General features: G+C 63.2%; 26 protein-coding genes. 24 read left to right on the forward strand and 2 right to left on the reverse strand.

What is annotated here, in order from left to right; all coding sequences use genetic code 11:
* Positions 1 to 39 precede the first annotated feature (39 nt).
* Positions 40 to 333: a 4a-hydroxytetrahydrobiopterin dehydratase gene (locus ACIGGE_RS09150; protein WP_103022578.1), complete on the forward strand. Its 294-nt coding sequence runs from the start codon at positions 40 to 42 to the stop codon at positions 331 to 333.
* A gap of 6 nt (positions 334 to 339) precedes the next feature.
* Here the strand turns inward: ACIGGE_RS09150 and ACIGGE_RS09155 are convergent, their stop codons facing one another.
* Together ACIGGE_RS09155 and ACIGGE_RS09160 are read right to left on the reverse strand one after the other, a co-directional pair.
* Entirely contained in the window at positions 340 to 1,146 is an 807-nt protein-coding gene (locus tag ACIGGE_RS09155; RefSeq protein ID WP_397490125.1) for an SDR family oxidoreductase, read from the reverse strand.
* A gap of 22 nt (positions 1,147 to 1,168) precedes the next feature.
* A complete protein-coding gene (locus tag ACIGGE_RS09160; protein ID WP_222827584.1) occupies positions 1,169 to 1,786 on the reverse strand; it encodes a DNA-3-methyladenine glycosylase in 618 nt (205 codons plus the stop codon).
* Positions 1,787 to 1,878: 92 nt separating this feature from the next.
* On the opposite strand from ACIGGE_RS09160, the gene ACIGGE_RS09165 reads away from it, so the two are divergent.
* From ACIGGE_RS09165 to ACIGGE_RS09275, 23 genes are all read left to right on the forward strand, one after another.
* The gene (locus ACIGGE_RS09165) at positions 1,879 to 2,196 is read left to right on the forward strand and encodes a 2Fe-2S iron-sulfur cluster-binding protein (protein WP_196846691.1); all 318 of its coding nucleotides are present in this window, start codon (positions 1,879 to 1,881) and stop codon (positions 2,194 to 2,196) included.
* Positions 2,197 to 2,238: 42 nt separating this feature from the next.
* The gene (locus ACIGGE_RS09170; protein ID WP_196846690.1) at positions 2,239 to 3,255 is read left to right on the forward strand and encodes a cysteine synthase A; all 1,017 of its coding nucleotides are present in this window, start codon (positions 2,239 to 2,241) and stop codon (positions 3,253 to 3,255) included.
* 31 nt (positions 3,256 to 3,286) lie between these two features.
* Positions 3,287 to 3,652 carry a hypothetical protein gene (locus ACIGGE_RS09175; RefSeq protein WP_196846689.1) on the forward strand — a complete coding sequence of 122 codons (366 nt, stop codon included), beginning with the start codon at positions 3,287 to 3,289 and terminating at the stop codon, positions 3,650 to 3,652.
* Positions 3,630 to 4,364, forward strand: a complete 735-nt coding sequence (locus ACIGGE_RS09180) for a Gldg family protein (protein WP_397490126.1) — start codon at positions 3,630 to 3,632, stop codon at positions 4,362 to 4,364. The genes ACIGGE_RS09175 and ACIGGE_RS09180 overlap by 23 nt, the downstream gene beginning before the upstream one ends.
* A gap of 348 nt (positions 4,365 to 4,712) precedes the next feature.
* On the forward strand, positions 4,713 to 5,216 hold the full coding sequence (locus tag ACIGGE_RS09185; protein WP_221597829.1) for a division/cell wall cluster transcriptional repressor MraZ: 504 nt from the start codon (positions 4,713 to 4,715) through the stop codon (positions 5,214 to 5,216).
* Positions 5,213 to 6,151, forward strand: coding sequence for a 16S rRNA (cytosine(1402)-N(4))-methyltransferase RsmH (rsmH, locus tag ACIGGE_RS09190; protein ID WP_397490127.1), 939 nt, complete (start codon positions 5,213 to 5,215; stop codon positions 6,149 to 6,151). Before ACIGGE_RS09185 ends, rsmH begins: the two co-directional genes overlap by 4 nt.
* A complete protein-coding gene (locus ACIGGE_RS09195) occupies positions 6,151 to 6,660 on the forward strand; it encodes a hypothetical protein (RefSeq protein ID WP_103022587.1) in 510 nt (169 codons plus the stop codon). Before rsmH ends, ACIGGE_RS09195 begins: the two co-directional genes overlap by 1 nt.
* Before the next feature lie 62 nt (positions 6,661 to 6,722).
* Entirely contained in the window at positions 6,723 to 8,426 is a 1,704-nt protein-coding gene (locus ACIGGE_RS09200) for a penicillin-binding protein 2 (RefSeq protein ID WP_103022588.1), read from the forward strand.
* A complete protein-coding gene (locus ACIGGE_RS09205; RefSeq protein ID WP_397490128.1) occupies positions 8,423 to 9,895 on the forward strand; it encodes a UDP-N-acetylmuramoyl-L-alanyl-D-glutamate--2,6-diaminopimelate ligase in 1,473 nt (490 codons plus the stop codon). Before ACIGGE_RS09200 ends, ACIGGE_RS09205 begins: the two co-directional genes overlap by 4 nt.
* Positions 9,892 to 11,358 carry a UDP-N-acetylmuramoyl-tripeptide--D-alanyl-D-alanine ligase gene (gene murF / locus ACIGGE_RS09210; protein WP_397490129.1) on the forward strand — a complete coding sequence of 489 codons (1,467 nt, stop codon included), beginning with the start codon at positions 9,892 to 9,894 and terminating at the stop codon, positions 11,356 to 11,358. Before ACIGGE_RS09205 ends, murF begins: the two co-directional genes overlap by 4 nt.
* A gap of 18 nt (positions 11,359 to 11,376) precedes the next feature.
* Positions 11,377 to 12,447, forward strand: coding sequence for a phospho-N-acetylmuramoyl-pentapeptide-transferase (gene mraY / locus ACIGGE_RS09215; RefSeq protein WP_103022591.1), 1,071 nt, complete (start codon positions 11,377 to 11,379; stop codon positions 12,445 to 12,447).
* Complete coding sequence (murD, locus tag ACIGGE_RS09220; protein ID WP_397490130.1) at positions 12,444 to 13,736, forward strand: UDP-N-acetylmuramoyl-L-alanine--D-glutamate ligase; 1,293 nt, start codon at positions 12,444 to 12,446, stop codon at positions 13,734 to 13,736. Before mraY ends, murD begins: the two co-directional genes overlap by 4 nt.
* A 5-nt stretch (positions 13,737 to 13,741) precedes the next feature.
* Positions 13,742 to 15,019, forward strand: coding sequence for an FtsW/RodA/SpoVE family cell cycle protein (locus tag ACIGGE_RS09225; RefSeq protein ID WP_234003058.1), 1,278 nt, complete (start codon positions 13,742 to 13,744; stop codon positions 15,017 to 15,019).
* Positions 15,016 to 16,236: an undecaprenyldiphospho-muramoylpentapeptide beta-N-acetylglucosaminyltransferase gene (murG, locus tag ACIGGE_RS09230; RefSeq protein WP_103022594.1), complete on the forward strand. Its 1,221-nt coding sequence runs from the start codon at positions 15,016 to 15,018 to the stop codon at positions 16,234 to 16,236. Before ACIGGE_RS09225 ends, murG begins: the two co-directional genes overlap by 4 nt.
* Positions 16,233 to 17,657, forward strand: coding sequence for a UDP-N-acetylmuramate--L-alanine ligase (gene murC, locus ACIGGE_RS09235; protein WP_272020155.1), 1,425 nt, complete (start codon positions 16,233 to 16,235; stop codon positions 17,655 to 17,657). The genes murG and murC overlap by 4 nt, the downstream gene beginning before the upstream one ends.
* A gap of 44 nt (positions 17,658 to 17,701) precedes the next feature.
* Positions 17,702 to 18,628: a UDP-N-acetylmuramate dehydrogenase gene (gene murB, locus ACIGGE_RS09240; protein ID WP_397490750.1), complete on the forward strand. Its 927-nt coding sequence runs from the start codon at positions 17,702 to 17,704 to the stop codon at positions 18,626 to 18,628.
* Between the two features lie 29 nt (positions 18,629 to 18,657).
* A complete protein-coding gene (locus ACIGGE_RS09245) occupies positions 18,658 to 18,864 on the forward strand; it encodes a hypothetical protein (protein ID WP_397490131.1) in 207 nt (68 codons plus the stop codon).
* A complete protein-coding gene (locus ACIGGE_RS09250; RefSeq protein ID WP_397490132.1) occupies positions 18,857 to 19,831 on the forward strand; it encodes a D-alanine--D-alanine ligase in 975 nt (324 codons plus the stop codon). Before ACIGGE_RS09245 ends, ACIGGE_RS09250 begins: the two co-directional genes overlap by 8 nt.
* Positions 19,824 to 20,732 (forward strand): cell division protein FtsQ/DivIB, encoded by a 909-nt coding sequence (locus tag ACIGGE_RS09255; protein ID WP_221597819.1) that lies wholly within the window; start codon positions 19,824 to 19,826, stop codon positions 20,730 to 20,732. Before ACIGGE_RS09250 ends, ACIGGE_RS09255 begins: the two co-directional genes overlap by 8 nt.
* Positions 20,732 to 22,018 carry a cell division protein FtsA gene (gene ftsA / locus ACIGGE_RS09260; protein WP_103022598.1) on the forward strand — a complete coding sequence of 429 codons (1,287 nt, stop codon included), beginning with the start codon at positions 20,732 to 20,734 and terminating at the stop codon, positions 22,016 to 22,018. The genes ACIGGE_RS09255 and ftsA overlap by 1 nt, the downstream gene beginning before the upstream one ends.
* A 134-nt stretch (positions 22,019 to 22,152) precedes the next feature.
* A complete protein-coding gene (ftsZ, locus tag ACIGGE_RS09265; protein WP_103022599.1) occupies positions 22,153 to 23,868 on the forward strand; it encodes a cell division protein FtsZ in 1,716 nt (571 codons plus the stop codon).
* A gap of 49 nt (positions 23,869 to 23,917) precedes the next feature.
* Positions 23,918 to 25,501, forward strand: a complete 1,584-nt coding sequence (locus ACIGGE_RS09270) for a tetratricopeptide repeat protein (protein WP_397490133.1) — start codon at positions 23,918 to 23,920, stop codon at positions 25,499 to 25,501.
* A gap of 147 nt (positions 25,502 to 25,648) precedes the next feature.
* On the forward strand, positions 25,649 to 26,152 hold the full coding sequence (locus ACIGGE_RS09275) for a YbjN domain-containing protein (RefSeq protein WP_103022601.1): 504 nt from the start codon (positions 25,649 to 25,651) through the stop codon (positions 26,150 to 26,152).
* Positions 26,153 to 26,275 lie beyond the last annotated feature (123 nt).

Consider the following 26,275-nt stretch of genomic DNA (forward strand, 5'->3'; position numbering starts at 1 on the left):
AAGGCGCCCACGCGACAAGCGAGAGGAGATTCGTGCGTTATGGCAGTAGAACAGTTGAGCGAGGAAGAACGCGATAGCTGGCTGAGGGCGCTGCCGAAGTGGTCGTCGTGCCGCGATGGCGCTGCGATCGAGCGCAAGTTCGAATTCTCCGATTTCTCCGAAGCGTTTTCGTTCATGACGCGGGTGGCCATGATTGCCGAAACGCGCGATCACCACCCCGAATGGTTCAATGTCTATAATCGGGTCGAAATCACACTGACGACGCATGATGCAGGCGGGTTGAGCCTGCGCGATGTGAAAATGGCGCGCAAGATCGACGCGCTGCTGGCCTGACCTTCGTTATTCGCCCATCGGCCTGGTCAGCGCGCGCGTCTGCTTGCGAACCCGGCCAGGCAGCCAGCGTGCGCCGAACGCCAGCGTTTTAGCGGTCTTGCCGACGACGGTATGCAATTTGTCGCCGTGGATGGCGGCCCATGCCGCAGCAGCGACATCCGCGACCGGTGTGATTTCGAGCCCTGCACCGGTCACCCGCTGGCGAATATCCTCGTTCGATCGCGCATTGGGGTTGTGATCGAGCAGGGGGGTGTCGATGAAACTGGGCATGAGAGAGCGGACATTGATCCCATCCACAGCCCATTCCCCATCCAGGCTTTCCGTCACGGCACGAACCCCGAACTTGGTCGCCGAATAGACGCTTGCCCCGGGTGTTCCGTACAAGCCCGCTGCACTCGCGGTATTAAGCAGGCACGAGCCGGGGGCCGTCTGCTTGAGGTAGGGGTAGGCCGCCTGTGCGCCGAATAGTACGCCCTTGAGATTGATGTCGAGCGTGCGTTCGATTTCCTCGGCGCTGTTTTCGGTCAGCGATCCGCCCAGTGGTACGCCTGCGTTGTTGAACAGCACATCGATGCGCCCGCCGGCAGCCACGGAAAATGCATCCAGCGCTTCGTCCCAAGCGGAGCGGTCACGCACATCGAGGGGGTGCGAATAGACAAAGCCGTTTCCGATCATTTCTTCGGTTTCGCGCATGCCCGCCTTGTCGATATCGCCAAGGCCGACAAACCAACCGCGCTGGCCGAAATAAACGGCAACTGCACGTCCGATTCCGGATCCACCGCCAGTAATGAAAATGGCCCTGCGATCACCCATGCTGTCTCTCCCTCACGCGCGTCTAAAGCGCGGCGTTATTATATGTGTGCCAGGTGAAGATGGCCATTGCGCCGCGATGGGGCCGCCATCTTTCCCCCAACTCACGCGTTTCCTTTTCGCCCGGTCTTGCCGGCAATTCGAGCATGCGTCCGACGGCTTCCTGCACCGCCAGGTCGCCCGCAGGCCAGATGTCCTGACGCCCTTCCGCAAACAGCAAATATATTTCCGCCGACCAGCGGCCAATACCCTTGATCCTGGTGAGTTCGGCAATGGCCGCTTCATCGTCTTCGGGCAGGTTGTCAAAGGCCAATTCTCCACTCGCCACCAATTCGCACAGGCTGCGGGCGTAGCCCTGTTTCTGACGGGACAGTCCGCAGGCGCGCAATGTATCGAAGTCGCGGGCCAGCAAATCCTGTGGAAGCATGTCCTCGCCAAGTTCCGCCTCCAGCTTGTTCCAGACTGCTGCAGCAGACGCGACGCTCACCTGCTGGCCTACGATCGTGCGCAGGAGCGTGCGGTAACCCGTGGAGCGAATGCGCTCCTCGGGATAGCCGCACCGCTCGATTGCGGCGGCGACGATGGCGTCATCTGCGGCTACAGCGTCGAGATGTTCGCGCAATTGTGCGTTGGTCAGGCCCATGGCGAGTGTGCTTGCCTTCCCTTTCCCGATTGAATAGCAGCGCGACGCATAGGTTGGGCCAGTGGCCCTTTGCAACCGAGGAAAGACGTAAAATGCCGAAACTGATCGTCACCACGCGCGAAGGCGAAACCAGCGAAATCGACGTATCCGACGGCCTGACCGTGATGGAAGCAATCCGCGATAACGGTTTCGACGAACTCCTGGCCTTGTGTGGTGGCTGTTGTTCCTGCGCAACCTGCCATGTTCACGTCGACGAATCCTTCGCCGGCAAATTGCCGGAAATGAGCGAGGACGAAGACGATCTGCTGGAATCGACCGATCATCGCAGCCCGACATCGCGCCTTTCCTGCCAGATACCCTTCACGCCGGAACTCGACGGATTGAAGGTTACTATCGCGCCTGAAGATTGATGTTGTTTGCGGGTTAAGGTGGCTGCGCCTACCTCGCCAGACATGACTTCAATTCCAGTACGCGAGCACACGCTCGATCTCATCGGCAACACGCCGCTCGTGCGCCTCGAAGGGCCGAGCGCGGAAGCCGGCTGCGACATCTTCGGGAAATGCGAATTCGCCAATCCAGGCGCAAGCGTGAAGGACCGGGCTGCCCTGTATATCATTCGCGATGCGGAAGCGCGCGGAGACCTGAAGCCTGGCGGCACTGTGGTCGAAGGAACCGCGGGCAATACCGGCATCGGTATCGCGCTGGTGGCCAATGCGCTGGGCTATCGGACCATCATCGTGATGCCCGACAACCAGAGCCACGAGAAGATGGACACGATCCGCGCGCTCGGGGCGGAACTGGTCACCGTGCCGCCGACCAAATATGCCGACTGCAACCATTTCCAGCACGTGTCGCGCCGGATGGCGGAGGAAATCGACGGTGCGATCTGGGCAGGCCAGTTCGACAACACCGCCAATCGCAAGGCGCACATCGAAACAACGGCCAAGGAACTGTGGGAGCAGCTCGAAGGCCGGATCGACGGCTTTACCTGTGCCGCAGGAACCGGCGGGACCATCGCCGGTGTCGGTATGGGCCTGAAAGAGTTCGACGAAAACATCGTCATTGCGCTGACCGACCCGCACGGCGCAGCTCTGTACAACTATTTCGCCAATGGCGAGCTTAAGGCTGAAGGGTCCTCTGTCGCCGAAGGGATCGGGCAGGGGCGTATAACCGGAAATCTGGAAGGCGCGCCGATCGATACGCAGTTCCGCGTTTCGGATGAAGAAGGCCTAGAATGGGTGGCCCGCCTGCTGCGCGAAGAAGGGCTGTGCCTCGGTCTGTCGAGCGGTATCAACGTTGCCGGTGCCATCGCCCTGGGCAAACAACTGGTCGAAGAGGGGCGCGAAAATCCGCGGGTGGCCACGATATTGTGCGATACCGGCTTCCGCTACCTCTCCACGCTCTACAATGCCGAATGGCTGGCGTCCAAAAAGTTGCCGGTTTTCGATTGGTTGCAATCCGGCGATTGACTGGCAGGCAGGGGTGCCTAGGCTAATGCGCGTGCCGCAATTTTTCGACATGAGCCGCAAGCCATCGGTGCGCGAGCTGCCCGACGTCAACGGGGGCGTAGACGCGCGCCGCGAGCGGACGGTGCAACGTCTGCAGATCGGCGCGACCGGGATCGTCATGATGATCCTGCTCGTCGGTCTGGCTAGCATCATCCAAGACCGTGCTGCCGAAACAGATGCGACGACGGTGCCCGAGGCTGCCCCTACTACCGAGCCGACGCAGACAGCTCCGAGGAACGATCCGTTGGTAGAGGCCGGTGTGGTTCCCGATCTCGCAGTCGAGCCGACGGCCGTTCCAGATACCGTTTTGACGCCGCCGCCACGGGTTGAGAGCAATGCTTCGCCTGCCGAGAACTAAAGGCGTTCTTACATTGCTGACGGTGCTGCTTGCAGCCTGTTCCACGGGCAAGGTCAGCGAAGAGGTCGCTCACAAACACCCTGTCGGTCTGTTCTCGACCCTGCCGATTTACTGGGGCGAGGGCGACATGGCGGCAATACTCGATGGCTCAAACCACAGCGACTGGGTCCGCGACCTTATCGAACAGCGATTCGACATCGAGCCGCTCGACACTGTGGAGCCCGATGCGATCGACGGGCTCGATCGCATAATTATGGCGCAACCGCGACCGCTTGCTCCGTCCGAGAATGTGGCACTCGACAATTGGTTGCGCGCGGGAGGTCGGCTGCTGATTTTCGCCGATCCGCTTCTTACACGTCACAGCGATTTCGCGCTCGGCGATCGTCGCCGCCCGCAAGATGTTGTGCTCCTTTCTCCCATCCTCACCCGCTGGGGACTCGAACTGCGCTTCGACGATGCCCAGCCAAGCGAGGAGCGCCTGATATCTGCTTCCGGCAATCAGTATCCCGTCAATCTTGCGGGCCAGTTCGTCGCGACGGGAGATGGCAAATGCACAATTTCGGAAGCGGGACTTTTCGCTTGGTGCAGTGTCGGGAACGGGCGCGTCACATTGATGGCGGATGCAGCGATATTGGATAGTGAAGAGACGGCGGCGATCTCAGCGCAAAGGCAAGTCTTGCTGGCGACCCTGATCGGCGATGCACTAAACTGATCCCAAGGGATTTTACGGGAAAGATTCGGGATCATGACGCGAGTCCATCGATGGACTCGCGCAAATCCGTGTTTTTGCTGACATCCAATGGGACGCTCGGTAATGAGATCAATTCTGCTCGAACGAATTATATATAGTTAATTCAATGCTTTACGAGCTTATCCCGTAAAATCCCGCAATTTTCCCTTCCATCCCGGCTCTGCCCGCGATAAACCAAACACACATCGGACAAGCACTGTCTATTTGCGCTCGGTCAACGGGGCGGGCGCCTCGCCCACCTGTGTGGGCGAACGGGGAAGTGTTGCCTGATGGGGAGGTAATCGAAACCGTATTTGGGGTTTGGGGACAGTGTCTTTCGGAGGGTATAGCGGACAGGCCTATTCGCCCGCGGGCGACAAGGGCCGCTTCGTGCTTCCCCCCCTTTTCCGTAAGGCTGTTAAGGAATCGAGCGACGGGCGCGTCCTGTGCCTGATGAAGCATCCGTCATGGAACTGCCTCGTCGGCTTCGGCCTGTCGCGCAAGCCCGAGCTCGAGGCCCAGCTCGATCGCGAAGAAGAACTTGCGGTTCGGCTTGGCAAGGAATTCGATCGCGATACCCGGTCCAGCCAGCTCTTCGGCTTCATCGAAATGCCGTTCGACGACAGCGGTCGCTTCGTCATGCCCGATCACCTGCGCACGCTCGGCAACATCGACGATGGCCTCTATTTCCAGGGTGGCGGGCGCTTCTTCACATTGTGGAATCCGGAAGAGCTTGCCCAGATGGGCGACGACTGGGCCGGCGCCAAGGCGGCATGCGAAAGCTTTCTGGCCGATGCGAAGGATAAGGGCGCTGCCAAAGGTGCTGGCAAGTGACCGGGGCGCCGCACATCCCCGTCCTTCTCGACGAAGTAATCGAAGCGCTTGACCCGCAGCCGGGCGACTTCGTGATCGACGCGACCTTCGGGGCGGGCGGTTATACGCGCGCGCTGCTGGAACGCGGTGCCATCGTCCATGCATTCGACCGGGATCCCGACGCAATCGCCGCAGGCCGCGGCTGGAGCGAAGCGGAAGAAAATCCACCCCGTCTGGTTCTGCATCCCCATCGCTTTTCCGAAATGGTCGACGTCATGGCGGCGGCGGGTATCGCGCGGGTCGACGGCGTGGTGATGGATATCGGCGTATCATCGATGCAGCTCGACCAGGCGCATCGCGGATTTGCCTTCTCGTCGGATGGTCCGCTGGACATGCGCATGAGCCAGGAAGGGGTGAGCGCGGCGGATTTTCTCAACGGTGCCGACGAGAAGGCGATCGCCGATGTTCTCTATACATATGGAGAAGAACGCCAGTCCCGCCGGGTTGCCCGCGCCATCGTAGCAGCACGTCCGCTCGAAACGACCGGCGAACTGGCGCGTGTCGTACGCAAGGCGCTGGGCCACAAACCGCACGATAAGAAAGACCCGGCCACCCGCACTTTTCAAGCCATCAGAATTCACGTGAACGGCGAGCTGGACGAACTGTCCCAAGCACTGTCCGCCGCCGAGCACGTGCTGCGTGAAGGGGGCCGCCTCGTGGTGGTCAGCTTCCACAGCCTCGAAGACCGGATCGTCAAGCGCTTCCTGCGCGAGGCGTCCTCAACCCCGAGCGCCTCGCGTCATGTCCCTTTGGCAGCGCAGGACGATCCGGTTTTTTCGAAAGTCAGCAAGGCCATCAAGCCGGGTGAGGCCGAGATCGAAGGCAATCCGCGCGCCCGTTCGTCTGTCCTGCGCGCTGCGACGCGGACCGCAACGCCCGCACGGGAGGCCGCGTGATGGTCGGAGGATCGCGTATTCGTCAGATCGGCTGGGCGCTTGTTCTCGCCGTTTGTTTCGCCCTGCTACTGGCGTTGACGTTCAAGGTGAACGCCGTGAAGAGCGACGTGCGCCTCGCCGAGCGCCAGATCATCGCCGCACAGCAGGCCAAGCTCATGCTCGAAACCGAATTCGAAACCCGCGCCAGCCAGCAGCAGTTGTCGGATTGGAACGCGGTCGAGTTCGGGTATTCCGCTCCACGTGCCGACCAATATCTCGAGAGTGAACGCCAGCTTGCGGCTTTGGGCACTCCGCGCGGTATCAACGCGCCATCTCCGGTGCGCGTGGCCTTGAACCGACCGGAACCTGAATCGGAAAGCCTCTTCGCCGACTGGATCGACGATGACGAGGAAAGCGCCGCCCATCGTCCGGACCGGCGCGAACTGGCAGCGGTAACAGCCGGGGGGCTCGCCGAGCGCCTGTCCAGCCCGGCGGTCGGCATCGCCGCCGTGGCGGAGGTCAGCCAGTGAACGCTTTTTCCGGCTTTGGCCCCGCCATTGCCGCGGGAAAAAGCGGGCATGGTGCAGTCAGCATGGCGGTGGCCTCCGGCCGGGTCCAGCTTGTCACCATTCGCCAGCAATCGCTCACACTCGCTCGTTGGCGGGTGTTGTGGGTGGTTCTGGGGTTTGCCTTCATCGCGATGCTGGCGCTGGTCCGCATCGCTTATCTCGGCATGTCGGACGAAGGCCTCAGGGGGACATCGCTTGAAGAAGCGCTCCTTCCGCCCCGGGGCGAGATTACGGACCGCAACGGTATTCCGCTGGCGCGTGCATTTCCGGCTTACGCTTTGTGGTTCAATCCCGAAGCGCTGGGCGAGGGCGGTACGCCGCTGGTGCGCGAACCGGCGGTCGTTGCTGCGAAACTCAAAGCGATTTTCCCCGATCTGAACGAAAAGGCCGTCGCTGCGCAATTTGCGGCCGGCAAGCAGGGCTACATTCGCCGTCGCGTGTTGCCCGAAGAGGCGAACCGGGTTCAGGAAATCGGTGAGCTGGCGCTCGAAATGCCGACGGAAACAGATCGCCATTACCCGCAAGGATCGATGGCGGCTCACGTCCTCGGCTATGTTGCCGCCGACGGTGACGGGCGCGTGGGGATGGAACAGGTCTTCAACAAACATCTGTCCGATCCGGCTACGCGCGGCACGCCCATCGCCCTGTCGATCGATTCCCGTGTTCAGGGCGCACTCGAAGATGAACTGCGCCGCGGGATGAAGCTCGTACAGGCGCAAGGCGGGGCCGGCATCGTTCTGGATGTGAATACCGGCGAGGTGCTGGCACTCGCATCTTTGCCCGAATTCGATCCCAACAAGATCGACGCGCGGGGCGAAAAGCTGATGTTCAACCGCGTTACAAACCAGGTCTACGAACTCGGATCGACATTCAAGCCGTTGTCGGTCGCCGCGGCGATCGACGCTGGCGTGGTCCGTGACCTTGGCCGACGGTGGGATGCAACCCCGGTCAAAGCGGGACGCTTCCGCATCAAGGACAGCCACGACATGGGCGCGACCCTGAATGTCGTGGAAACGCTGATCCATTCGTCCAATACTGTAACGGCCCGCGTCGTCGACGAGCTCGGACCTGAGCGGATGCGTCGTTACATGATGGATCTGGGCATGAACGAACGGCCCTATATCGAACTGCCGGCAAAAGGCTTCCCGATCTGGCCCGGTGAGAAATGGCCACGTCTGCGGTCGATGACCGTGGGATATGGGCATGGCATCGCCGTGACCCCCCTTCATCTGGCCAGTGCCTATGCGGCAATGGTCAACGGCGGCATCTGGCGCCCGGCCACGCTGAAGAAACTGGGCCCGGGCGAGGCGCCGAAGGGTCGCCGCGTGTTCAAGGCGTCCACGTCCAGCCGCATGCGCCAGTTGCTGCGCGCTATCTCGATCTACGGCACGGGACGCAATGCGGATGCACCCGGCTACCGCGTCGGCGGCAAAACGGGTTCGGCTGAAAAGCCGGGCGGTTCGGCGGGCTATCGTCGCACTGCACTGGTTTCGACCTTTGCGGCCGCGTTCCCGATGGATCGTCCGCGCTACGTGGTCATCGCCATGCTCGACGAACCGCGCGGGACGGTCGCTAGCTCCTATCAGCGCACCGCCGCATGGAACGCCGCGCCGATCGTGGGCCGTCTGGTGCCGCGTATCGGACCTCTCATTGGCGTGCGCCCCGACGATACGCGCGATGTCGACATCTCCGACATCAAGCCGCTTATCCCGGAGGCCAACCGGTGAAGCTGTCCAAGCTCTGTGCTGCTGCGGGGATCGCGTGCGATGCCGACGTCAATGTGACGGGTTTCGCGATCGACAATCGCAAGGTTGCCCCGGGAACGGTTTTCGGTGCGTTTCAAGGCGCGCAGGTCAATGGCGAGGATTTCATTGCCGCAGCGATAGAAAGCGGCGCGGTCGCCATTGTGGCTCGGCCCGAAGCTGTCGTGAATGGTGCCATCCACATTGCCGACGACACCCCCCGCCGTGCCTTTGCAGCGCTGGCGGCCCGGTACTTCACCCCGGTGCCGCAGCATATCGTCGCGGTAACAGGTACGAACGGCAAAACCTCGACTGTCGAAATGACTCGCCAGATCTGGCGTATGGCAGGTGAACGGGCCGCGAGCATCGGTACGTTGGGCGTCACCACCCCCGATGGTAGCGTCTCCACTGGCCTGACCACCCCGGATATCGTGACCTTCCTGTCGAACTTGAGCGGCCTGGCGCGTGAAGGTGTGACACACGTGGCTTTCGAAGCGTCGAGCCATGGTCTCTCGCAATTCCGCAACGAGGGCGTGTCCGTCGAAGCAGCGGGCTTCACCAATTTCAGCCGCGATCATCTCGATTACCACGCGGATATGGAAGACTATTTCGCCGCCAAGATGCGGCTCTTCGACGAGGTTGTGGCGGACGATGCGACCGCAGTCGTGTGGATGGGATCTGGCGATAGCGGCTGGAATGCCCGCGTGGTGAAGCATGCCGAGGCGCGCGGCTTGAAGATCATGACTGTCGGCGAACAGGGCGAAACGATCCGCCTTACGAAAAGAGAGCCGACCCAGCTTGGGCAGTCGCTGAGCGTTGAGCATGAGGGCAAGATCCGGACGATCAATCTGCCGCTGATCGGCGCCTATCAGGTTTCCAACGCGCTCACCGCAGCAGGACTTGCACTCGCGTCCGGTCTCGATGCGGGGTTGGTTTGGGATGCCGTTGCCCGTCTGCAACCCGTTCGCGGCAGGCTCGAACGCGCGGTCATCGCGCCTTCGGGCGCGCCGGTGTATGTCGATTACGCCCATACCGCCGATGCGCTCGAAGCGGCGATCCAGGCGCTCGAGCCGCATGTTTCGGGCCGGCTCATCACCGTGTTCGGCGCCGGCGGGGATCGGGATCACGGGAAGCGGGCACCCATGGGCGAGGCGGCGGCCAAGGCAAGCCATGTCGTAATCGTGACCGACGATAACCCCCGCGGTGAGGATCCTGCGGATATCCGCCGCCAGGTGCTTGAGGGAGCGCCGCAGGCACGCGAAATAGGCGACCGTCGCGAAGCCATCCTTGTAGCCATCGCCGAAGCAGGTGCGGACGATATCGTCCTCATCGCCGGCAAGGGACATGAAACGGGTCAGATCATCGGATCGGGAGAAAATATGCGGGTCCTGCCTTTCGACGATGTCGAGGTTGCGCGCGAGTGCGCTGCGCAGATCGCCAGAGGTGATGCATGAGCGCGGCCATCCTGCGACATCCGGCCTATATTGAGTGGCCTGCCGATCCGCGCGACCGCCTTCCGCTGACGCTGTGGACGGCAAAGGATATTGCCGACGCTGTAGGCGGTACGGCCAGCCATGACTTTCAGGTTGCCGGGGTCGAAATGGACAGCCGGGACGTGGTCAATGGCGATTTGTTCGTCGCGCTCAGGGGCGAAGCGATGGATGGCCATCGCTTCCTCGAAAAAGCCTTCGCCAACGGCGCTGCGGGCGCGATCGTCGATCGCCCGATCGACTGGCCCCACATCCTTGTCGATGACACGACTGAAGCGCTGAAGGCGCTTGCCCGTGCAGCGCGCAGCCGTGTGGAAGCGAAGATTATCGGCGTGACCGGATCGGTCGGCAAGACTGGCGTGAAGGAAGCCATCTTCGCCAGTCTCGAACGCGCGAGCCGCGGCGCGGCCCATCGTTCTACCCGCAGCTACAACAACCACGTTGGTGTGCCGCTGAGCCTGACGCGTATGCCTGCGCGCAGCCGCTTCGGCATTTTCGAAATGGGCATGAACCATGCTGGCGAGATCGAAGGGCTGACTACCCAGGTTCGCCCGCATGTAGCGGTTATCACCACGATAGCCCCGGCACATATCGAAAATCTCGGCAGCATGGAGGCGATCGCTGCAGCCAAGGCCGAGATCTTTGCCGGTCTGGAGCCAGGCGGCACCGCCGTCATCCCGGCCGACACCGAGCATTACGAACAACTCAAGCTGGCCGCCCTGCGCGCGGGCGCAAAGGTCGTCAGCTTCGGAAGGGCACGTTTCGCCGACGTTCGCTTGCTGGATGCCATTCCGAGCGCCAACGGCGGCAGCCTCGTGACGTGCGAATTCCCTGAAGGACGGCTGTGTTACACCGTTGCCGAACCCGGCGATCACTGGGTCGTGAACTCGCTAGCCGTGATGGCTGCTGTACGCGCTGCGGGCGGCGATATGGCGGCAGCCGGGCTGGCGCTTGCCGAGATGGGTGGGCTCAAGGGGCGGGGTGCGCGTCACGGCATCGATGTGCCCGGCGGCAAAGCGCTGCTGATTGACGAAAGTTACAACGCCAACCCGGCCAGTATGCGCGCCACTTTGGCGCAGCTAGGCCAGACGCCGTCGGGGCGCCGCATTGCCGTGCTTGGTGCGATGAAGGAACTGGGCGATTTCGGTCCCCAGTTTCATGCCGCTCTGTCCGAGCCGGTGCTGGCTGCCGATGTCGATTATGCCATTCTGGTTGGCGAAGAGATGTCCGCCCTCGCACGCGAACTGGGGAAACCGGAGAGTTCCGTCCTTGGCAAGCCCATTGCGTGGGCGCATTGCCGAACTGCCGACGAGGCGATCGAGCTGCTCGAAGACTTCGGTGTCGTCGCAGGCGATGCCGTGCTGGTCAAGGGCTCCAACTCGGTCGGTCTTGGCCGGCTCGTGGATCATTTCATCCGCGCCCGCTAGGCGCGACGAGAGGCCGATTTGCTATACCTCCTCGCCGAATGGTTGAATTTCGAAGGCATCTTCAACCTCGTGCGCTACCAGACGTTCCGCGCCGGGGCGACGCTGATGACCGCGCTCGTGATCGGGCTCGTCATCGGCCCGCGCTTCATCGACATGCTTCGGGTGCGGCAGGGCAAAGGGCAGCCGATCCGCGAAGATGGCCCGCAGAGCCATCTGGCCAAGCGCGGTACGCCGACAATGGGCGGCTTGATGATCCTGATCAGCCTGTCGCTGGCCGTTCTGATCTGGATGGATCTGCGCAATCCGTTCATCTGGGCCGTGCTCGCGGTGACGCTCGGCTTCGGCCTGATCGGATTCCTGGACGATTACGACAAGGTGACGAAGTCGAGCCACAAGGGGGTTTCCGCCCGGGTCCGGCTATTGATGGAATTCGCGGTTGCGGGCGTGGCGAGCTATCTCGCCGTCAGCCAGATCAACACGTTTCTGTACGTCCCGTTCTTCAATAATCTCGGCCTGGAAATGGGCCCGTTCTACTATGTCTTCGCGGCCATCGTGATCGTAGGGGCGGGCAATGCGGTCAACCTGACTGACGGGCTGGACGGGTTGGCGACGATGCCGGTCATTATCGCGGCCGGGACATTCGCCCTTATCTCCTATCTCGTAGGCCGCGTGGATTTTTCTAGCTATCTCGGCATCCCGCATGTTCCCGGTGCGGGCGAACTGGCGATATTCTGTGCCGCTATCATGGGCGCTGGCCTCGCTTTCCTCTGGTTTAATGCGCCGCCCGCTGCCGTGTTCATGGGCGATACGGGGTCGCTGGCGCTCGGCGGCGCACTCGGCGCAGTAGCGGTCTCCACACACCACGAGATCGTTCTCGCGGTGGTCGGCGGGCTGTTCGTGTTCGAGGCGCTGAGCGTCATCATCCAGGTCTTCTGGTTCAAGCGGACCGGCAAGCGGGTCTTCCGCATGGCGCCGATCCATCATCATTTCGAGCAGCTTGGCTGGTCGGAGAGCAAGGTCGTGATCCGGTTCTGGATCGTGGCGATCGTGCTTGCACTCATGGGGCTGGCGACGCTCAAGCTGCGATGATCACTTCATCCGCCTGGAAGGACAAGAAGTACGCCGTTCTCGGACTGGCGCGTTCCGGCCGGGCCACGGTCGAGGCGCTGCTGGCGGCAGGAGCCGAGGTGCTGGTATGGGACGACCGCATAGAGGCGCGCGAGCCTTTTGCCGGGCGCTGCGCCATCGGGGATCCGCTGGAGGCGGACCTAACCGGTTACGCGGGCGTCGTCGTCAGTCCCGGCGTTCCGCTCAACACGCACCCGATCAAGCCGCATGCGGACGGTTATGGCGTGCCGGTCATCGGCGACATCGAACTCTTTGCGCAGGCGCGGTCGGAATTGCCGTCGCACAAGGTTGTCGGCATAACCGGTACGAACGGGAAATCGACTACCACCGCGCTGGTTCATCACATCCTGAAGGCGGCGGGCGTGCCCACGGCGATGGGTGGGAATATCGGTCTGCCGATCCTCGAGCAGGAGCCGTTGCCCGAAGGCGGGGTCTATGTCCTGGAGCTGTCGAGCTATCAGATCGACCTGACCTTTTCGCTCGCTTGCGATGTGGCGATCCTGCTGAATATCACGCCGGACCATCTGGACCGGTATGACGGTTTCGACGCCTATGCGGCGAGCAAGTCACGGCTGTTTGCGATGCAGAAGCGAGGCCAGCATTCCATCGCGCGCTTTACCGATGCGCGCTCGCTCGGCCAGTTCGCGGAAGGATCGATCGCCAGCATTCTGGAGGACGTCTTCCAACATAGAGGGATTGCGCCGGACGAGCAGAATGGTTGGAAATCCCTGGCAGGATCCCACAACCGCGAGAACGCGGCGGCCGCGATCGAGGCGTGCGACATCCTTGGCATTCCGATCGATCAGATCCGCGAAGGCTTGCGCACGTATCCAGGCCTTCCGCACCGTATGGAGCGGGTCGCGGAGATCGGCGGGGTGGCGTATGTCAACGACAGCAAGGGCACAAATACGGCCGCTTCGGCCCCGGCGCTGGCGGCTTTCGAGAACATTCACTGGATCGTTGGCGGGCTGGCGAAAGAGCCGGGCCTGGGCGAGTGCGAGGCCGAACTGGGCCATGTGAAGGCCGCCTATACCATCGGCAAATCGGGCGACGAGTTCGCCCGACTGTTGGAAAAAAGGGTGTCGATCAAACGTTCAGTTACGCTCGAACAAGCGTTGTTCGACGCGTCGAACGCAGCCGTGTCGGGTGATACCGTCCTGCTGTCGCCCGCCTGCGCCAGTTTCGACCAGTATCGCGACTTCGAAGCGCGCGGCGAACATTTCCGCGAACTGGTGGAGGCGCTCAGATGAGCACCATGCAGCCCTATGTTCCCGGCAAGCGTCAACCGGCGCATATGCCGAAAGGCAAGTTGTCGCGCTGGTCCGAACTGAAGATCTGGTGGCGCGAGATCGATCGCGTGCTGCTGCTGCTCGTGCTGCTGCTGATGGGGCTGGGCACGGTGGCCGTTGCCGCGGCGAGCCCGGCGAGCGCCAACCGGCTGTCGACCAGCAGCGAGACGCTGAACCCGCTGTATTTCTTCTATCGCCATCTGGCCTGGCAGGTGCTGGCCATCGGAACCATGCTCGGCATATCGATGCTCACGCGGGAGAATGCGCGGCGCTTCGGCCTGCTGCTGGCCGCGGGAATGACGGCGCTGCTGTTCATCGTCCCCTTCGTCGGGGTCGAGATCAATGGCGCGCGGCGCTGGATAAGCCTGGGCATGCAATTCCAGCCGTCCGAGTTCCTCAAGCCCGGTTTCGCCATTGCGACCGCATGGATCCTGTCATGGCGGATGCGCGATCCGAACATGCCGGTGGCCGGCATCGCGACCGGATATGTGGCGCTGATCGCGGCGCTGATGATGATGCAGCCCGATTTCGGCGGCACGATCCTGTTCGGCGGCGTCTGGTTCGTCGCCATGATCCTGGCCGGGATCGACGTGAAGCGGCTGGGCGCGGTCATCGGCGGCGTGCTGGCCGTGCTGACGGCGACCTATTTCCTCTATGACAATGCGCGCCACCGTATCGACAGCTTCATCGGCGGCGGGACCGCATACGATCAGGTGGATCTAGGTGCGCGCACGATCGTGGCGGGCGGCTGGCTGGGCGCTGGTTATGGGCTGGGCATCCGCAAGATGAGCCTGCCCGAGGCCCATACCGACTATATCTTCAGCGTCATCGGCGAAGAATTCGGCCTGATCGCCTGCGGACTGATCGTCCTGCTGTATCTGGCAATCGTGGCGCGGGTGCTGCTGCGCCTGATCGACGAGGAAGACCTGTTCGCGCTTCTGGCCGGAGCGGGCCTGACGGCCCTGCTGGGCGGGCAGGCGTTCATCAACATACTGGTCAATCTGCAGCTGTTCCCGTCGAAGGGGATGACGCTGCCGCTGGTGAGCTATGGCGGGTCTTCCACGATCGCCATCTGTCTGAACATCGGATTGCTTCTGGCAATCACGCGGCGAAATCCGTTCCTGAAAAGCCGGACCAAGGGGCTTGGCGATTTGTTCGGCATGGGGCAGACGGCCCCGATGAAAGACCAGACGAACCCGATCAGAAGCCAGACGGGCAGTGTTCGCCGGGAGATCCACCCATGACCGGCGCCAATCGCCATTACGTCCTTGCCGCGGGCGGGACCGGCGGGCATCTGCTGCCCGCCTTCGCACTTGCCACCGAACTGGAACGGCGGGGCCACCACGTCGCGCTGATCACCGATACGCGCGGGGCGGAGATTCCCGGCAAGCCCGATTTCCTGCCCGCCCATGTCATCCCGGCCGGCCGGTTCGGCAAGAACCCGCTGACCTGGATCAAAGGGATCAAGGCGGTACTGGAAGGGCGGCGCATGGCGCTGCGCCTGTTCGAAAGCTTCGAGCCGAGCGCCGTCGTTGGCTTCGGCGGTTATCCTTCGCTGCCGACCATCCTTGCCGCGAGCAGTGCAGACGTGCCTATCGTGGTGCATGAACAGAATGCCGTTCTGGGCAGGGTGAACCGCCTGTTTGCCCGGCGGGTCAATGCGATCGCCACGGCCTATCCCGAAGTGCAGCGGCTGGATGCCAAGCACGCCGAGAAAGTGCATCTTGTCGGCAATCCGGTGCGCGCGGGCGTACTGTCGCTGCGTGAAGAACCTTTCCCGGCGTTCGGTGAAGACGGCCTGCTGCGCGTACTGGTGACCGGAGGAAGCCAGGGAGCGCGTGTGCTGTCCGAAGTTGTGCCCGATGGGCTGTCCATGCTTCCGCCCGCGCTGCGCCAGCGGTTGCAGGTGACGCAGCAGTGCCGCCCGGAAGATCTGGATGCCGTACGCGAACGCTATCGCAATCATGGCATACCGGCCGAACTGGCGACCTATTTCGAGGACATGGCCGCGCGGCTTGCCGATACGCATCTGTTTATCGGCCGGGCCGGGGCATCGACCATCGCGGAACTGACCGCTGTGGGGCGGCCCGCCATACTGGTGCCGCTGCCGATCGCGACCGACGATCATCAGGCGGCCAATGCGCGCGAACTGTCCAAATCGGGCGGGGCACGGATGATCCGCCAGGAACGCTTTACGGGCAAGGAACTGGCCAAGCAGATCAAGGCGCTGGCCGAAAATCCGCAGGGGCTGGCCAATGCCGCCCATGCGGCCTGGAATTGTGGGCGGCCCAAGGCCGTCGAAGACCTGGCCGATCTGGTCGAAAGCTTCGGCGGGGCAGAGATGATGGATGTCATCCGCGTGGGCGGAAACAATGCGCGCGGCGCATCGCAAGGCATCGCTGCCGGTCAGGCGATGAGGCAGGCCCATGGCAAGCGTGCGGCACGGGAGATGTCGGAATGAGAGGCGTCCCGACAGATATCGGCACGATCCACTTCGTCGGCATCGGCGGCATCGGCATGTCCGGCATCGCCGAGGTGATGGCGAACCTGGGCTATACGGTGCAGGGTTCCGACATGAAGGAGAGCGCGACCGTCGAACGGCTGCGCCAGCGCGGCGTAAAGATCGCCATCGGCCATGCCCCCGAAAACGTCGAAGGCGCTGCGGTCGTCGTAACATCTACCGCGGTGAAGCGTACCAACCCCGAAGTCGCCTTTGCGCTGGAAAACCGTATTCCCGTGGTGCGCCGTGCGGAAATGCTGGCCGAGCTGATGCGGTTGAAATCGACCGTCGCCGTGGCCGGTACGCATGGCAAGACGACCACGACCAGCATGATCGCGGCCCTGCTGGATGCAGGCAACATCGATCCGACCGTCATCAATGGCGGGATCATCGAACAATATGGTTCGAATGCACGGCTGGGCGACAGCGAATGGATGGTGGTCGAGGCCGACGAAAGCGACGGCAGCTTCCTGCGGCTGGACGGCACCATCGCGGTAGTCACCAATATCGATCCCGAGCATCTGGACCATTACGGCGATTTCGACGGGGTAAAGGACGCGTTCGTGGAGTTCATCCACAATGTCCCCTTCTATGGCGCGGCGATCCTGTGCATCGATCACGAGGAAGTGCAGGCCGTGATCGGCAAGGTCCGCGACCGTAACGTCGTGACCTATGGCTTCAATCTGCAGGCCGATATCTGCGGTGTGAACGTGCGCCCGGATGCCGGGGGCAATGTGTTCGACGTCATCGTGCGCCGGCGCGGCAAGGAAGACCGCCGGATCGAAGGCGTGCGACTGCCGATGCCCGGGCGCCACAATGTCCAGAATGCACTGGCTGCGATAGCCGTGTCGATCGAAATGGGCTGCCCCGACGAGATCATCTGCAATGGCTTTTCCGCATTCGGCGGTGTCCGGCGGCGGTTCACCAAGGTGGGCGAAGTTCCCAGCGGCGGCGGCGTTGCGACAATCATCGACGATTACGGCCACCACCCGGTGGAGATCAAGGCCGTGCTGGCCGCCGCACGCGAGAGCGCAGGCGAAGGCCGCGTCATCGCGGTGGTCCAGCCGCACCGTTACACCCGCCTGCGCGATCTGATGGATGACTTCCAGAGCTGCTTCAATGCGGCGGACGAAGTCTATGTCACCCCGGTCTATGCCGCGGGCGAGGATCCGATCGACGGCGTCGATGCGGACGCACTTGTCGCAGGGTTGAAGGCACGCGGCCACCGGGCGGCACGCACGGTGACGGACGAGACCGATCTGGCGGAAAAGCTGGTCGAGGATCTGCGCGCCGGCGATTTCGTGGTCTGCCTTGGTGCAGGCGATATCACCCAGTGGGCCGCCGGACTTGCCAATGGCATCGCGAAGGCGACGACATCGTGAGCGAGATGGAGCAGCCCGACGATGTGTGGAACTGGGATAGCGGCATGGCGCCCGACTGCGAAGTCGAAGGCAGCGTCATCGCGCCCATCGACACCTACGGTCTGCGCGGCAAGCTGACGCCCGATGCGCCGCTGGCCAAGCTGGTCTGGTTCAAGGCGGGTGGCCACGCCGACTGGCTGTTCGAGCCGGCCGATACGGACGATCTGAAGCTGTTCCTGGAACGGCTGGACGGCGATCTTCCGGTGATGGCGCTGGGGCTGGGGTCGAACCTGATCGTGCGCGACGGCGGCGTGCCGGGCGTGGTCGTAAAGCTGGGCAAGCCCTTTGCCAGTATCGAAGTGGGCGAGGACCATACGCTGACCTGCGGGGCCGGCGCGCACGGCATACTCGTCGCTTCCACCGCCCGCGATGCAGGAATTGCAGGCGTCGAGTTCATGCGCGGTATTCCCGGCACTGTCGGCGGGTTCGTGCGCATGAACGGCGGCGCCTATGGCCGCGAAGTCAGCGACGTGCTGATCGATTGCGACGTGATCCTGCCGGGCGGCCGGCTGGTGACGCTTCCCGCGGCCGATCTGCGCTATACCTATCGTCATTCGGCCTTGCCCGACGCGGCTGTGGTCGTCCGCGCGCGGTTCCAGGGCGAGCCCGGCGATCCTGCGACAATCGGCGCGAAGATGGACGAAATCGGCGAAGCGCGCGAAAATTCGCAGCCGCTGCGCACCAAGACCGGCGGATCCACTTTCAAGAACCCGCCGGGAAAGAAGGCGTGGGAGCTGGTGGATGCAGCCGGGTGCCGCGGGCTGAGGCTGGGCGGCGCGCAGGTGAGCGAGAAGCACACCAACTTCCTGCTCAATGTCGACAATGCCACCAGCGCCGACATCGAAGGGCTGGGCGAACTGGTGAAGCGCCGCGTCTACGAAGATTCGGGCGTGCTGCTGGAATGGGAAATTCAACGAGTGGGGCGACCGTGATCAGGTTTGTGTTCAGGAATCTGTTTGGATTGGGAATCGTAGCGTTTGGAACGCTGATCCTGTGTTTCACCGCGCTTGCGAGCGCGTTGGCCGACTTTCGCAATCTCGATCTGGTCGCTGCGTGGAAGGTTGGCAGTGGCTCCTTCCTCATGTCCTTGGGTTTCTACGCCGCAACCGTGTGGGGATTTTGGCTCGCTTACGTGGGCGTGGGGCTGATGGAGCGCGGGAATGACTAGCCTCCCTAAACTCCACGTCGCGGTTCTGATGGGTGGCTGGGCCAATGAACGGCCGGTCAGCCTGATGTCGGGCGAAGGCGTGGCCAAGGCACTGGAAGAGCGCGGCCACACGGTCACGCGCATCGACATGGATCGCAAGGTGGCCGCGCGCATCGCCGAGGTGGCGCCGGACGTCGTCTTCAACGCGCTGCACGGCGTGCCGGGCGAAGACGGGACGGTGCAGGGCATGCTCGACCTGATGGGCGTGCCCTATACGCATTCGGGCCTGGCGACATCGGTCATCGCGATCGACAAGCAGCTGACCAAGCAGGCACTGGTGCCGCATGGCATCCCCATGCCCGGCGGGCGGATCGTGAAAAGTGCGGAACTGCACGAGCGCGACCCCATGCCGCGCCCCTATGTGCTGAAGCCCGTCAACGAAGGCAGTTCGGTGGGTGTCGCCATCGTCACAGATGAAGGCAATTACGGCAATCCGATCATGCCCGATGCCAAGGGCCCGTGGCAGGAATTCGCCGAACTGCTGGCCGAACCCTATATCAAGGGGCGCGAGCTGACGTCGGCCGTGGTCGATTTCGAGGGCGGGCCGCGCGCGCTGGGCGTGACCGAGCTGAGGCCCAAGAGCGGGTTCTACGATTTCGAAGCCAAATATACCGATGGGATGACCGATCACATCTGCCCGGCGGAAATCCCCGAGCATATTACCGATCTGTGCCTCGAATATGCGCTGAAGGCGCACAAGGCGCTGGGGTGCCGGGGGACCAGCCGGACCGATTTCCGCTGGGACGAGGAGCAGGGCGAAGAGGGCCTGTTCGTCCTGGAAACCAATACGCAGCCCGGCATGACGCCGCTGAGCCTGGTGCCCGAACAGGCGCGCTTTGCCGGCATCGAATATGGCGAATTGTGCGAACTGGTGGTTGCCGCTGCATTGCGCGATCACGCGGTGAAGCCCGGGGGCGGCGATGGCTAAGGTCACGCGCAAACCCACCGGGGTGCGCCGTTCCGCAGCGGCGCGCAACCGCAGCCAGAAAGCCCGCGCTGCGCGCAGCCACACCAGCGGGCTGTTCGATCGCGCCATGGCCGCGCTGCCGTTTACCGAAGAGCAGTGGCACAGGTTCTTTCTGGGCGCGATCATCGTCGCCGGGCTGGCGATTGCCTGGACCATCGCCAGCTATGCCGGCGTGCCGGAACTGGCCAAGGCGGAACTGTCCAAATCGGCCGCGCGATCCGGATTCGAGGTCAGCCGGGTGCGGGTTTCGGGCGTGGAGCGCATGAACGAGCAGCTGGTCTACGAGCGGGTACTGGCGGAACAGGACCGCCCGATGCCGCTGGTCGATCTGGAAGATGTGCGCGCGCGCCTGCTGGAGCTTCCCTGGGTCGAGGACGCGCGCGTTTCGCGCCAGCTGCCCGATACGCTGAAGGTGGATATCGTCGAGCGGGTGCCGCATGCGGTGCTGCGCAAGCCCGACCGCCTGGTGCTGATCGATGCCGAGGGCCACGAGCTCGAGCCGATCAGCGCGAAGGCAGCCGAAGGCAAGCTGCTGATCGAAGGGCCGGGCGCGGCGCGCCAGGTGCAGGAACTGGGCCGGCTGCTCGATGCAGCGCCCGCGCTGAAGCCGCAGATCGCGTCTGCCCAGTGGGTCGGTAACCGGCGCTGGAACCTGACGTTCAAGACTGGGCAGTTGCTCGCGCTTCCCGAAGGCGATCTCGGCGCGCCGGCGCTGGTGAAATTCGCCCAGCTCGACGGGATGCACCGCCTGATCGGAGGCAAGCCGATCGCGATCGACATGCGCGTTCCCGACCGGGCCTATCTGCGCTGTGCGGACGGGCCGTGCCCGAAGCAGATGGCGTTGAACGGAAGGGCTCAATAGTGGCAACCCAGCAGCCGCGCATTACCCGGGTCTTCGGGGCGGTGAATATCGGTTCGTTCAGGGTTTCGGCCATGATCATGGGGCAGGCGGAGGGCGGCGAGATGGTCGTCCTCGGCTCCAGCCACCGGGCCAGCGAAGGCATCAAGCGCGGCTATGTCGCCGACATGCGCGCGGCAAGCCATGCGATCCGCACCGCGGTCGAGAAGGCGGAAGCCAATGCCAACACATCGGTCCAGAGCGTGTGGATCGGCTGTGCGGGCGCGGGCCTGTCGAGCAAGATATCCAGCGTCGAGATCGCCATCGGCGGGCGGCGCATCGAAGAAGACGATATCGAACACCTGCTGTATGCCGCGCGCGACCATCTCCATCCCGACGGGCGCATGGTGCTGCACGCGCAGCCGGCGCATTATACGCTGGACGGGGCGCATGGCGTGGCGAACCCCAAGGGCCTGCACGCCGAAGCGCTGGGCGTGGATGTCCATGTGACGCTGGCCGAAGGCGCGCCGGTGCGCAATCTGATCGAGGCGGTGCAGACCGCGCATCTCGATGTCGAGGGCGTGGTAGCGAGCCCGCTTGCCGCGGCCTATGCCTGCCTCACCCGCGAAGAGCGCGATCTGGGTGTGGCGCTGGTCGAGATCGGGGCGCAGGTGACCAATGTCTCGGTCCATGCGGCAGGCATGCTGCTGGGGCTGAAATCCATTCCGATCGGTTCGAACGACATCACCGATGCGATCGCATCGTCGCTGGGCATCCGGCGCAGCCAGGCGGAACGGCTGAAATGCGTATCGGGTTCGGCCATCGCTACCCCGACCGATCACCGCGAGATGATCCCTGTGAACGGCCCCGGCGAGGACCCCGGCGGGCGGCTGGCGCGCGGCGCGGACGAACACAACCGGATCGCCAGGGCGGAACTGGTGTCGATCGTCACCGACAGGCTGGGCATCATCACGACGGAAATCGGCAAGGCGCTCAAGTCGATGGGCTTTACCGGCGCGCAAGGCGGACAGGTGGTGCTGACCGGCGGGGGCGCGGAATTGCACGGCGTCGCAGAATTCATGCAGGGCGCGCTGGGGCGCCCGGTCCGGATCGGCAAGCCGCCGGCATTGCAGGGCCTGCCCGAAGCGCATGCGACGCCCGGATTCGCGACGCTGGCGGGCCTGTGCCTTTATGCCGCGGACGACCCGGTCGACATCCGATCGGTCGGCCCGCGCTATCAGCCGACCAACCGCTATCGCGGCATCGGTCTGGTCAACCGTGTGTTTCAAGCGGTGCGTGAGTATTTTTAAGGTTGTATCACAGCGTTACTGCGCCATTAGCCCTTGTGGATAAGGCAAGTATCGCTTCGACCTGCGATTAGCTTTATGCCAGAGTTGTGACATAACGCCCACGGGCGACTTTTGAATTCTACGGGGACTCTTGAATGAGCATCAATATCGGACCGGCATCGGACGACGACCTTCGTCCCAAGATCATGGTCGTGGGCGTCGGTGGTGCCGGCGGCAACGCGATCGCCAACATGATGCAGGCACAGATCGAAGGCGTCGAGTTCATCGTCGCCAATACCGACGCGCAGGCTCTGAGTACCTCGCCTTCCGACAAGCGGATCCAGCTCGGCCCCGACATCACGGGCGGCCTTGGTGCGGGCGCGCGCCCCGAAGTGGGCAAGGCCGCGGCTGAAGAAACGGTCGAAGAGATCGAAGACGCGATGGACGGCGTCAACATGGTCTTCATCGCAGCCGGCATGGGCGGCGGCACCGGGACAGGCGCCGCACCCGTCATCGCAGAAGCGGCGCGCAAGAAGGGCGTGCTGACCGTCGGCGTCGTGACCAAGCCGTTCCTGTTCGAAGGCACGCGCCGCATGCGCGCTGCCGAAGCAGGCATCGACGAGCTGCAGAAGCACGTCGATACGCTGATCGTCATCCCCAACCAGAACCTGTTCCTGGTGGCCAAGGCCGAAACGACCTTCAAGGAAGCGTTCATGCTTGCCGACGAGGTGCTGCAGCAGGGCGTGCGGTCGATTACCGACCTCATGGTCATGCCGGGCCTCATCAACCTCGACTTCGCCGACGTGCGTTCGGTGATGAGCGAAATGGGCAAGGCGATGATGGGCACCGGCGAAGGCGAAGGCGACAACCGCGCTCTCGAAGCTGCCGAGCGCGCCATCGCCAATCCGCTGCTCGACGGCGTGTCGATGACCGGTGCCAAGGGCGTCATCATCTCGATCATCGGCGGCGAGGACATGAAGCTGCTCGAAGTCGACGAGGCGGCCAATCACATCCGCGAACTGGTCGATGAAGATGCGAACATCATCTGGGGCTCGGCGTTCAATCCCGATCTCGATGGCAAGATTCGCGTATCGGTCGTTGCGACAGGTATCGAACATGACGGTTCGATCGCGGCAGCCCCTTCGCGTTCGTTCTCGATGCGTGAAAGCAGTGCGCCGAAGCGCCCCGTGCTCGACCTGCCGAACCGCAGCGAACCGGAAGACGAGCCGTTCGAACTGAACGAAGGCCTGTCCGCCGATCCGGAGCCGGCCGAAGCCGATGCTTTCGACCTTACGGACGAGGCCGATGACGATAGTGCACAGCCATTCGGCCTGTCGCCCGCTACGTCGCGCTCGCTGAACGACGACGCCGAAGACGAATATGACGATGTCGACGATATCGTCGATCCTCTCGCCGGGCTGCGTAACGAACGGACCGAGCGTTTCGACGACGAAGATTCCGTCCCTGCGCCGGCTGACGACAGCGGCTTCGGCGGTGCGCCGACCGACGATGGCTGGGGCGACGAGCGCGAACCGCTCAACCTTTCCGACCCGGCGGGCAATTCGCAGGACGAATTCGAACTCGGTGACGAACATGTCGCGGGCGAAAGCCCGTTGGCAACCAAGCCGGGACGCCGTCGTCCGCTGGTGCCCGGCGAATCCGGCGGGAACGAAGAAGGCGGTTCGGGCGGCGGTTCCGGCTCCGGCGAACGTGGCGGCGGCTCGCTGCCGGGCAATACGCTGTTCGAACGCATGGCCAATCTGTCGCGCGGAGCAACGCGTCCCGAAGACGATAGCGACGACGATGATGACGATGGCAATGGTTCGGGGCTCAACATCCCGCGTTTTCTCGGTCGCCAGAACAATCAGTAATTGCGACCGCGTCAGCGCTGGTTAACGCCTGGGCTGCCAAGGACAGGACATGATTTCGAAAGGGCAATTCGGTGCTGCTGTGGCGCTGCTGGCATTGGCAGCGCAGTCAGAGCGCGTGTCCGCTCAGCGCGAGATCGTCCAGCCGCTTCCGGCGCCTGCCGAAGGTCGGCTGGGTGATGCGCTGTCCCGCCTAGCGCAGGACGCCACGGACGTGTCCGCCCTGCTCGATGCGGGCGAGGCGTCGCTGGAGTTGGGGGACATAGAAGCTGCAATCGGCTTCTTCGGCCGTGCCAACGATCTGTCGCCCAACAATGCGCGAATGAAGCTGGGACTGGCGAAAGCCTATACTCGCTCGCGCAGACCGGTCGAAGCCTTGCGGCTCTTCGCAGAAGCCGAACAAGCGGGCGTGACGACGGCGCAGATGGCCGAAGACCGTGGACTCGCTTTCGATCTTGTGGGCGACGCAGCCAGTGCGCAGCAGCTTTATCGCGTCGCGCTGGCCAATGGTTCAGGCGACGAGATCACTCGGCGCCTTGCCTTGAGCCAGGCAATTTCCGGCGATCGCGAGGGATTCGAGGCGACCTTGCTGCCGCTGCTCCAAAAACGCGACGTATCCGCATATCGCACACGTGCTTTCGGCCTGGCGATCATGGGCAAGGCGCGCGAAGCGAAGGAAATCGCGAACACCATGCTGTCATCCGGCATGGGCGCGCGAATGGCGGCCTATTTCGAGTATATGCCGCGCCTTACCAAAGCCCAGCAGGCTGCGGCAGGCAATCTTGGCATATTCCCGCGCGCTGCTGCCATCGGCACGGACGACAGGCGTATCGCGAACTATTCCGGTACATCGGCACAAACGGCGCAGCCTGCGCCGCAACCGGCCAGAGTGGCGCAGGCCGATATGCGTCCGGCGACGGCATCACTTACGGCGCCTGCGCCCACGCCCACACCGACGCCAAGGTTCGTGCCTTCACCGGCACCCACACCGACGCCAGGTCCTGCGCCCACCCCAACGCCGTCGGGTGAATTGCCTCCTGCACTTTCGCCGCAACCGGCAACAGCAACGCTGAGCGGACAGCGGCCTTCGCTGGCGACGACGGTAACCGAACGTGATCCGCCCCGCGCAATGGAAGAGGCGGCTGGTTTGGCGCGTGCAGGCGAGGCCGGGGCGTTCCCCAATTCGCAATCCGCTTCGCCCTTGCCATCCGCGCAGGAGGAGCCCGATCTCGCTTCGGTCGAAGAGGCTTTCAGCAGCTTTTCGCTGGCGCCCGAAAGCAGGGTGCCTGCGGCAAACGGTGCGGTCGACATCACCAAGATCAAGATCCCGCGTGAGCGGGACGAACCCAAGCCACCACCGCCGCCCGCGCATCCTTCGCGACATTGGGTTCAGGTTGCCACTGGCAAGGATACCGATGCCCTGGGGTTCGACTGGCGGCGCATTTCACGCAAGGCGGAAGGCAAGCTCGAGGGCAAAGGGCCGTTCGTGACCCCGTGGGGCGAAGCGAACCGCCTCTTATCCGGTCCCTATGACAGTGCTGCCAAGGCCCGTGAAATGGTGAAGGAACTCAAGGAGTTGGGGGTCGATTCCTTTACGTTTACCAGCGCGGCCGGCGAAGCGATCGAAAAGCTGTGACACGGGCGCGGCAGGGGCCGCGCGAAGATTTGTTCACAGGCTTTGCACAGGCCTTAACGGTTCTCCCCAGCGTCGACGCCCGGTTCCATTGCCAAGGTGCCCATCGCTTCTGCATCCAGCCGTCATGACTTGGATGGAACAGTTTCGATGAGACCGTCGGAAGAACGCTACGAGGTAGACCAGGGCGCGGCACCTCTCGAAATGCTCATCGCCTTGTTCGAGGCCCGGGGCTGGCCCTGCGAATCGACGCAAACCGAAATGAGCGGCGAAATCCAGGGAAGCTGGACCAAATATCAGTTGCGCGGAATCTGGCGACCCGACGACATGGTCCTGCAGATCCTGTGCCTGCCGGACATTCGCATTTCCAAGGACAAGATGGCGTCGGCGCATGAACTGGTGTCGCTGGTCAACGAACAGATGTGGCTGGGACATTTCGACATCTGGTCCAACGGCGGGGTGCTGCTGTATCGGAACGGCACCATGCTGGGAGATGACGGATTGCTGAGCCTGGGCCAGGCGCAGGCGCTGGTGGAAATTGCGGTCGATGAGTGTGACCGGTTCTACCCCGCGTTCCAGTTCATTCTATGGGGCGGGCGCACGCCGGAAGAGGCGCTGGAAGATGCCATGGTGGATGCGGCAGGCGAAGCCTGAGAATATTCCCTGTAACCGTTAACCGGTATTAAGACTGGAATGTCCGGTTTCGCTTGAAATCGGGGAGCTAAATGTCGATATTCCCGTTGAGGAGTAGGGCGTATTTCCGCTCTGCCAGAAGGA

It is taken from the genome of Qipengyuania sp. NPDC077410 (genome assembly GCF_044543405.1).
In the GTDB taxonomy this organism is placed as follows: Bacteria; Pseudomonadota; Alphaproteobacteria; order Sphingomonadales; family Sphingomonadaceae; genus Qipengyuania; species Qipengyuania pacifica.

Excerpts from the sequence above, each read along its gene's own strand:
- murG (WP_103022594.1), top strand. The coding sequence starts at position 15,016 with ATGACCGGCGCCAATCGCCATTACGTCCTTGCCGCGGGCGGGACCGGC.
- ACIGGE_RS09170 (WP_196846690.1), top strand. The coding sequence starts at position 2,239 with ATGACTTCAATTCCAGTACGCGAGCACACGCTCGATCTCATCGGCAAC.
- ACIGGE_RS09180 (WP_397490126.1), top strand. The coding sequence starts at position 3,630 with ATGCTTCGCCTGCCGAGAACTAAAGGCGTTCTTACATTGCTGACGGTG.
- ACIGGE_RS09250 (WP_397490132.1), top strand. The coding sequence starts at position 18,857 with ATGACTAGCCTCCCTAAACTCCACGTCGCGGTTCTGATGGGTGGCTGG.
- ACIGGE_RS09165 (WP_196846691.1), top strand. The coding sequence starts at position 1,879 with ATGCCGAAACTGATCGTCACCACGCGCGAAGGCGAAACCAGCGAAATC.
- ftsZ (WP_103022599.1), top strand. The coding sequence starts at position 22,153 with ATGAGCATCAATATCGGACCGGCATCGGACGACGACCTTCGTCCCAAG.
- murC (WP_272020155.1), top strand. The coding sequence starts at position 16,233 with ATGAGAGGCGTCCCGACAGATATCGGCACGATCCACTTCGTCGGCATC.
- ACIGGE_RS09150 (WP_103022578.1), top strand. The coding sequence starts at position 40 with ATGGCAGTAGAACAGTTGAGCGAGGAAGAACGCGATAGCTGGCTGAGG.
- murD (WP_397490130.1), top strand. The coding sequence starts at position 12,444 with ATGATCACTTCATCCGCCTGGAAGGACAAGAAGTACGCCGTTCTCGGA.
- murB (WP_397490750.1), top strand. The coding sequence starts at position 17,702 with ATGGCGCCCGACTGCGAAGTCGAAGGCAGCGTCATCGCGCCCATCGAC.
- ACIGGE_RS09160 (WP_222827584.1), bottom strand. The coding sequence starts at position 1,786 with ATGGGCCTGACCAACGCACAATTGCGCGAACATCTCGACGCTGTAGCC.
- ACIGGE_RS09275 (WP_103022601.1), top strand. The coding sequence starts at position 25,649 with ATGAGACCGTCGGAAGAACGCTACGAGGTAGACCAGGGCGCGGCACCT.
- ACIGGE_RS09225 (WP_234003058.1), top strand. The coding sequence starts at position 13,742 with ATGCAGCCCTATGTTCCCGGCAAGCGTCAACCGGCGCATATGCCGAAA.
- ACIGGE_RS09270 (WP_397490133.1), top strand. The coding sequence starts at position 23,918 with ATGATTTCGAAAGGGCAATTCGGTGCTGCTGTGGCGCTGCTGGCATTG.
- murF (WP_397490129.1), top strand. The coding sequence starts at position 9,892 with ATGAGCGCGGCCATCCTGCGACATCCGGCCTATATTGAGTGGCCTGCC.
- ACIGGE_RS09255 (WP_221597819.1), top strand. The coding sequence starts at position 19,824 with ATGGCTAAGGTCACGCGCAAACCCACCGGGGTGCGCCGTTCCGCAGCG.
- ACIGGE_RS09200 (WP_103022588.1), top strand. The coding sequence starts at position 6,723 with ATGGCGGTGGCCTCCGGCCGGGTCCAGCTTGTCACCATTCGCCAGCAA.
- ACIGGE_RS09195 (WP_103022587.1), top strand. The coding sequence starts at position 6,151 with ATGGTCGGAGGATCGCGTATTCGTCAGATCGGCTGGGCGCTTGTTCTC.
- ACIGGE_RS09155 (WP_397490125.1), bottom strand. The coding sequence starts at position 1,146 with ATGGGTGATCGCAGGGCCATTTTCATTACTGGCGGTGGATCCGGAATC.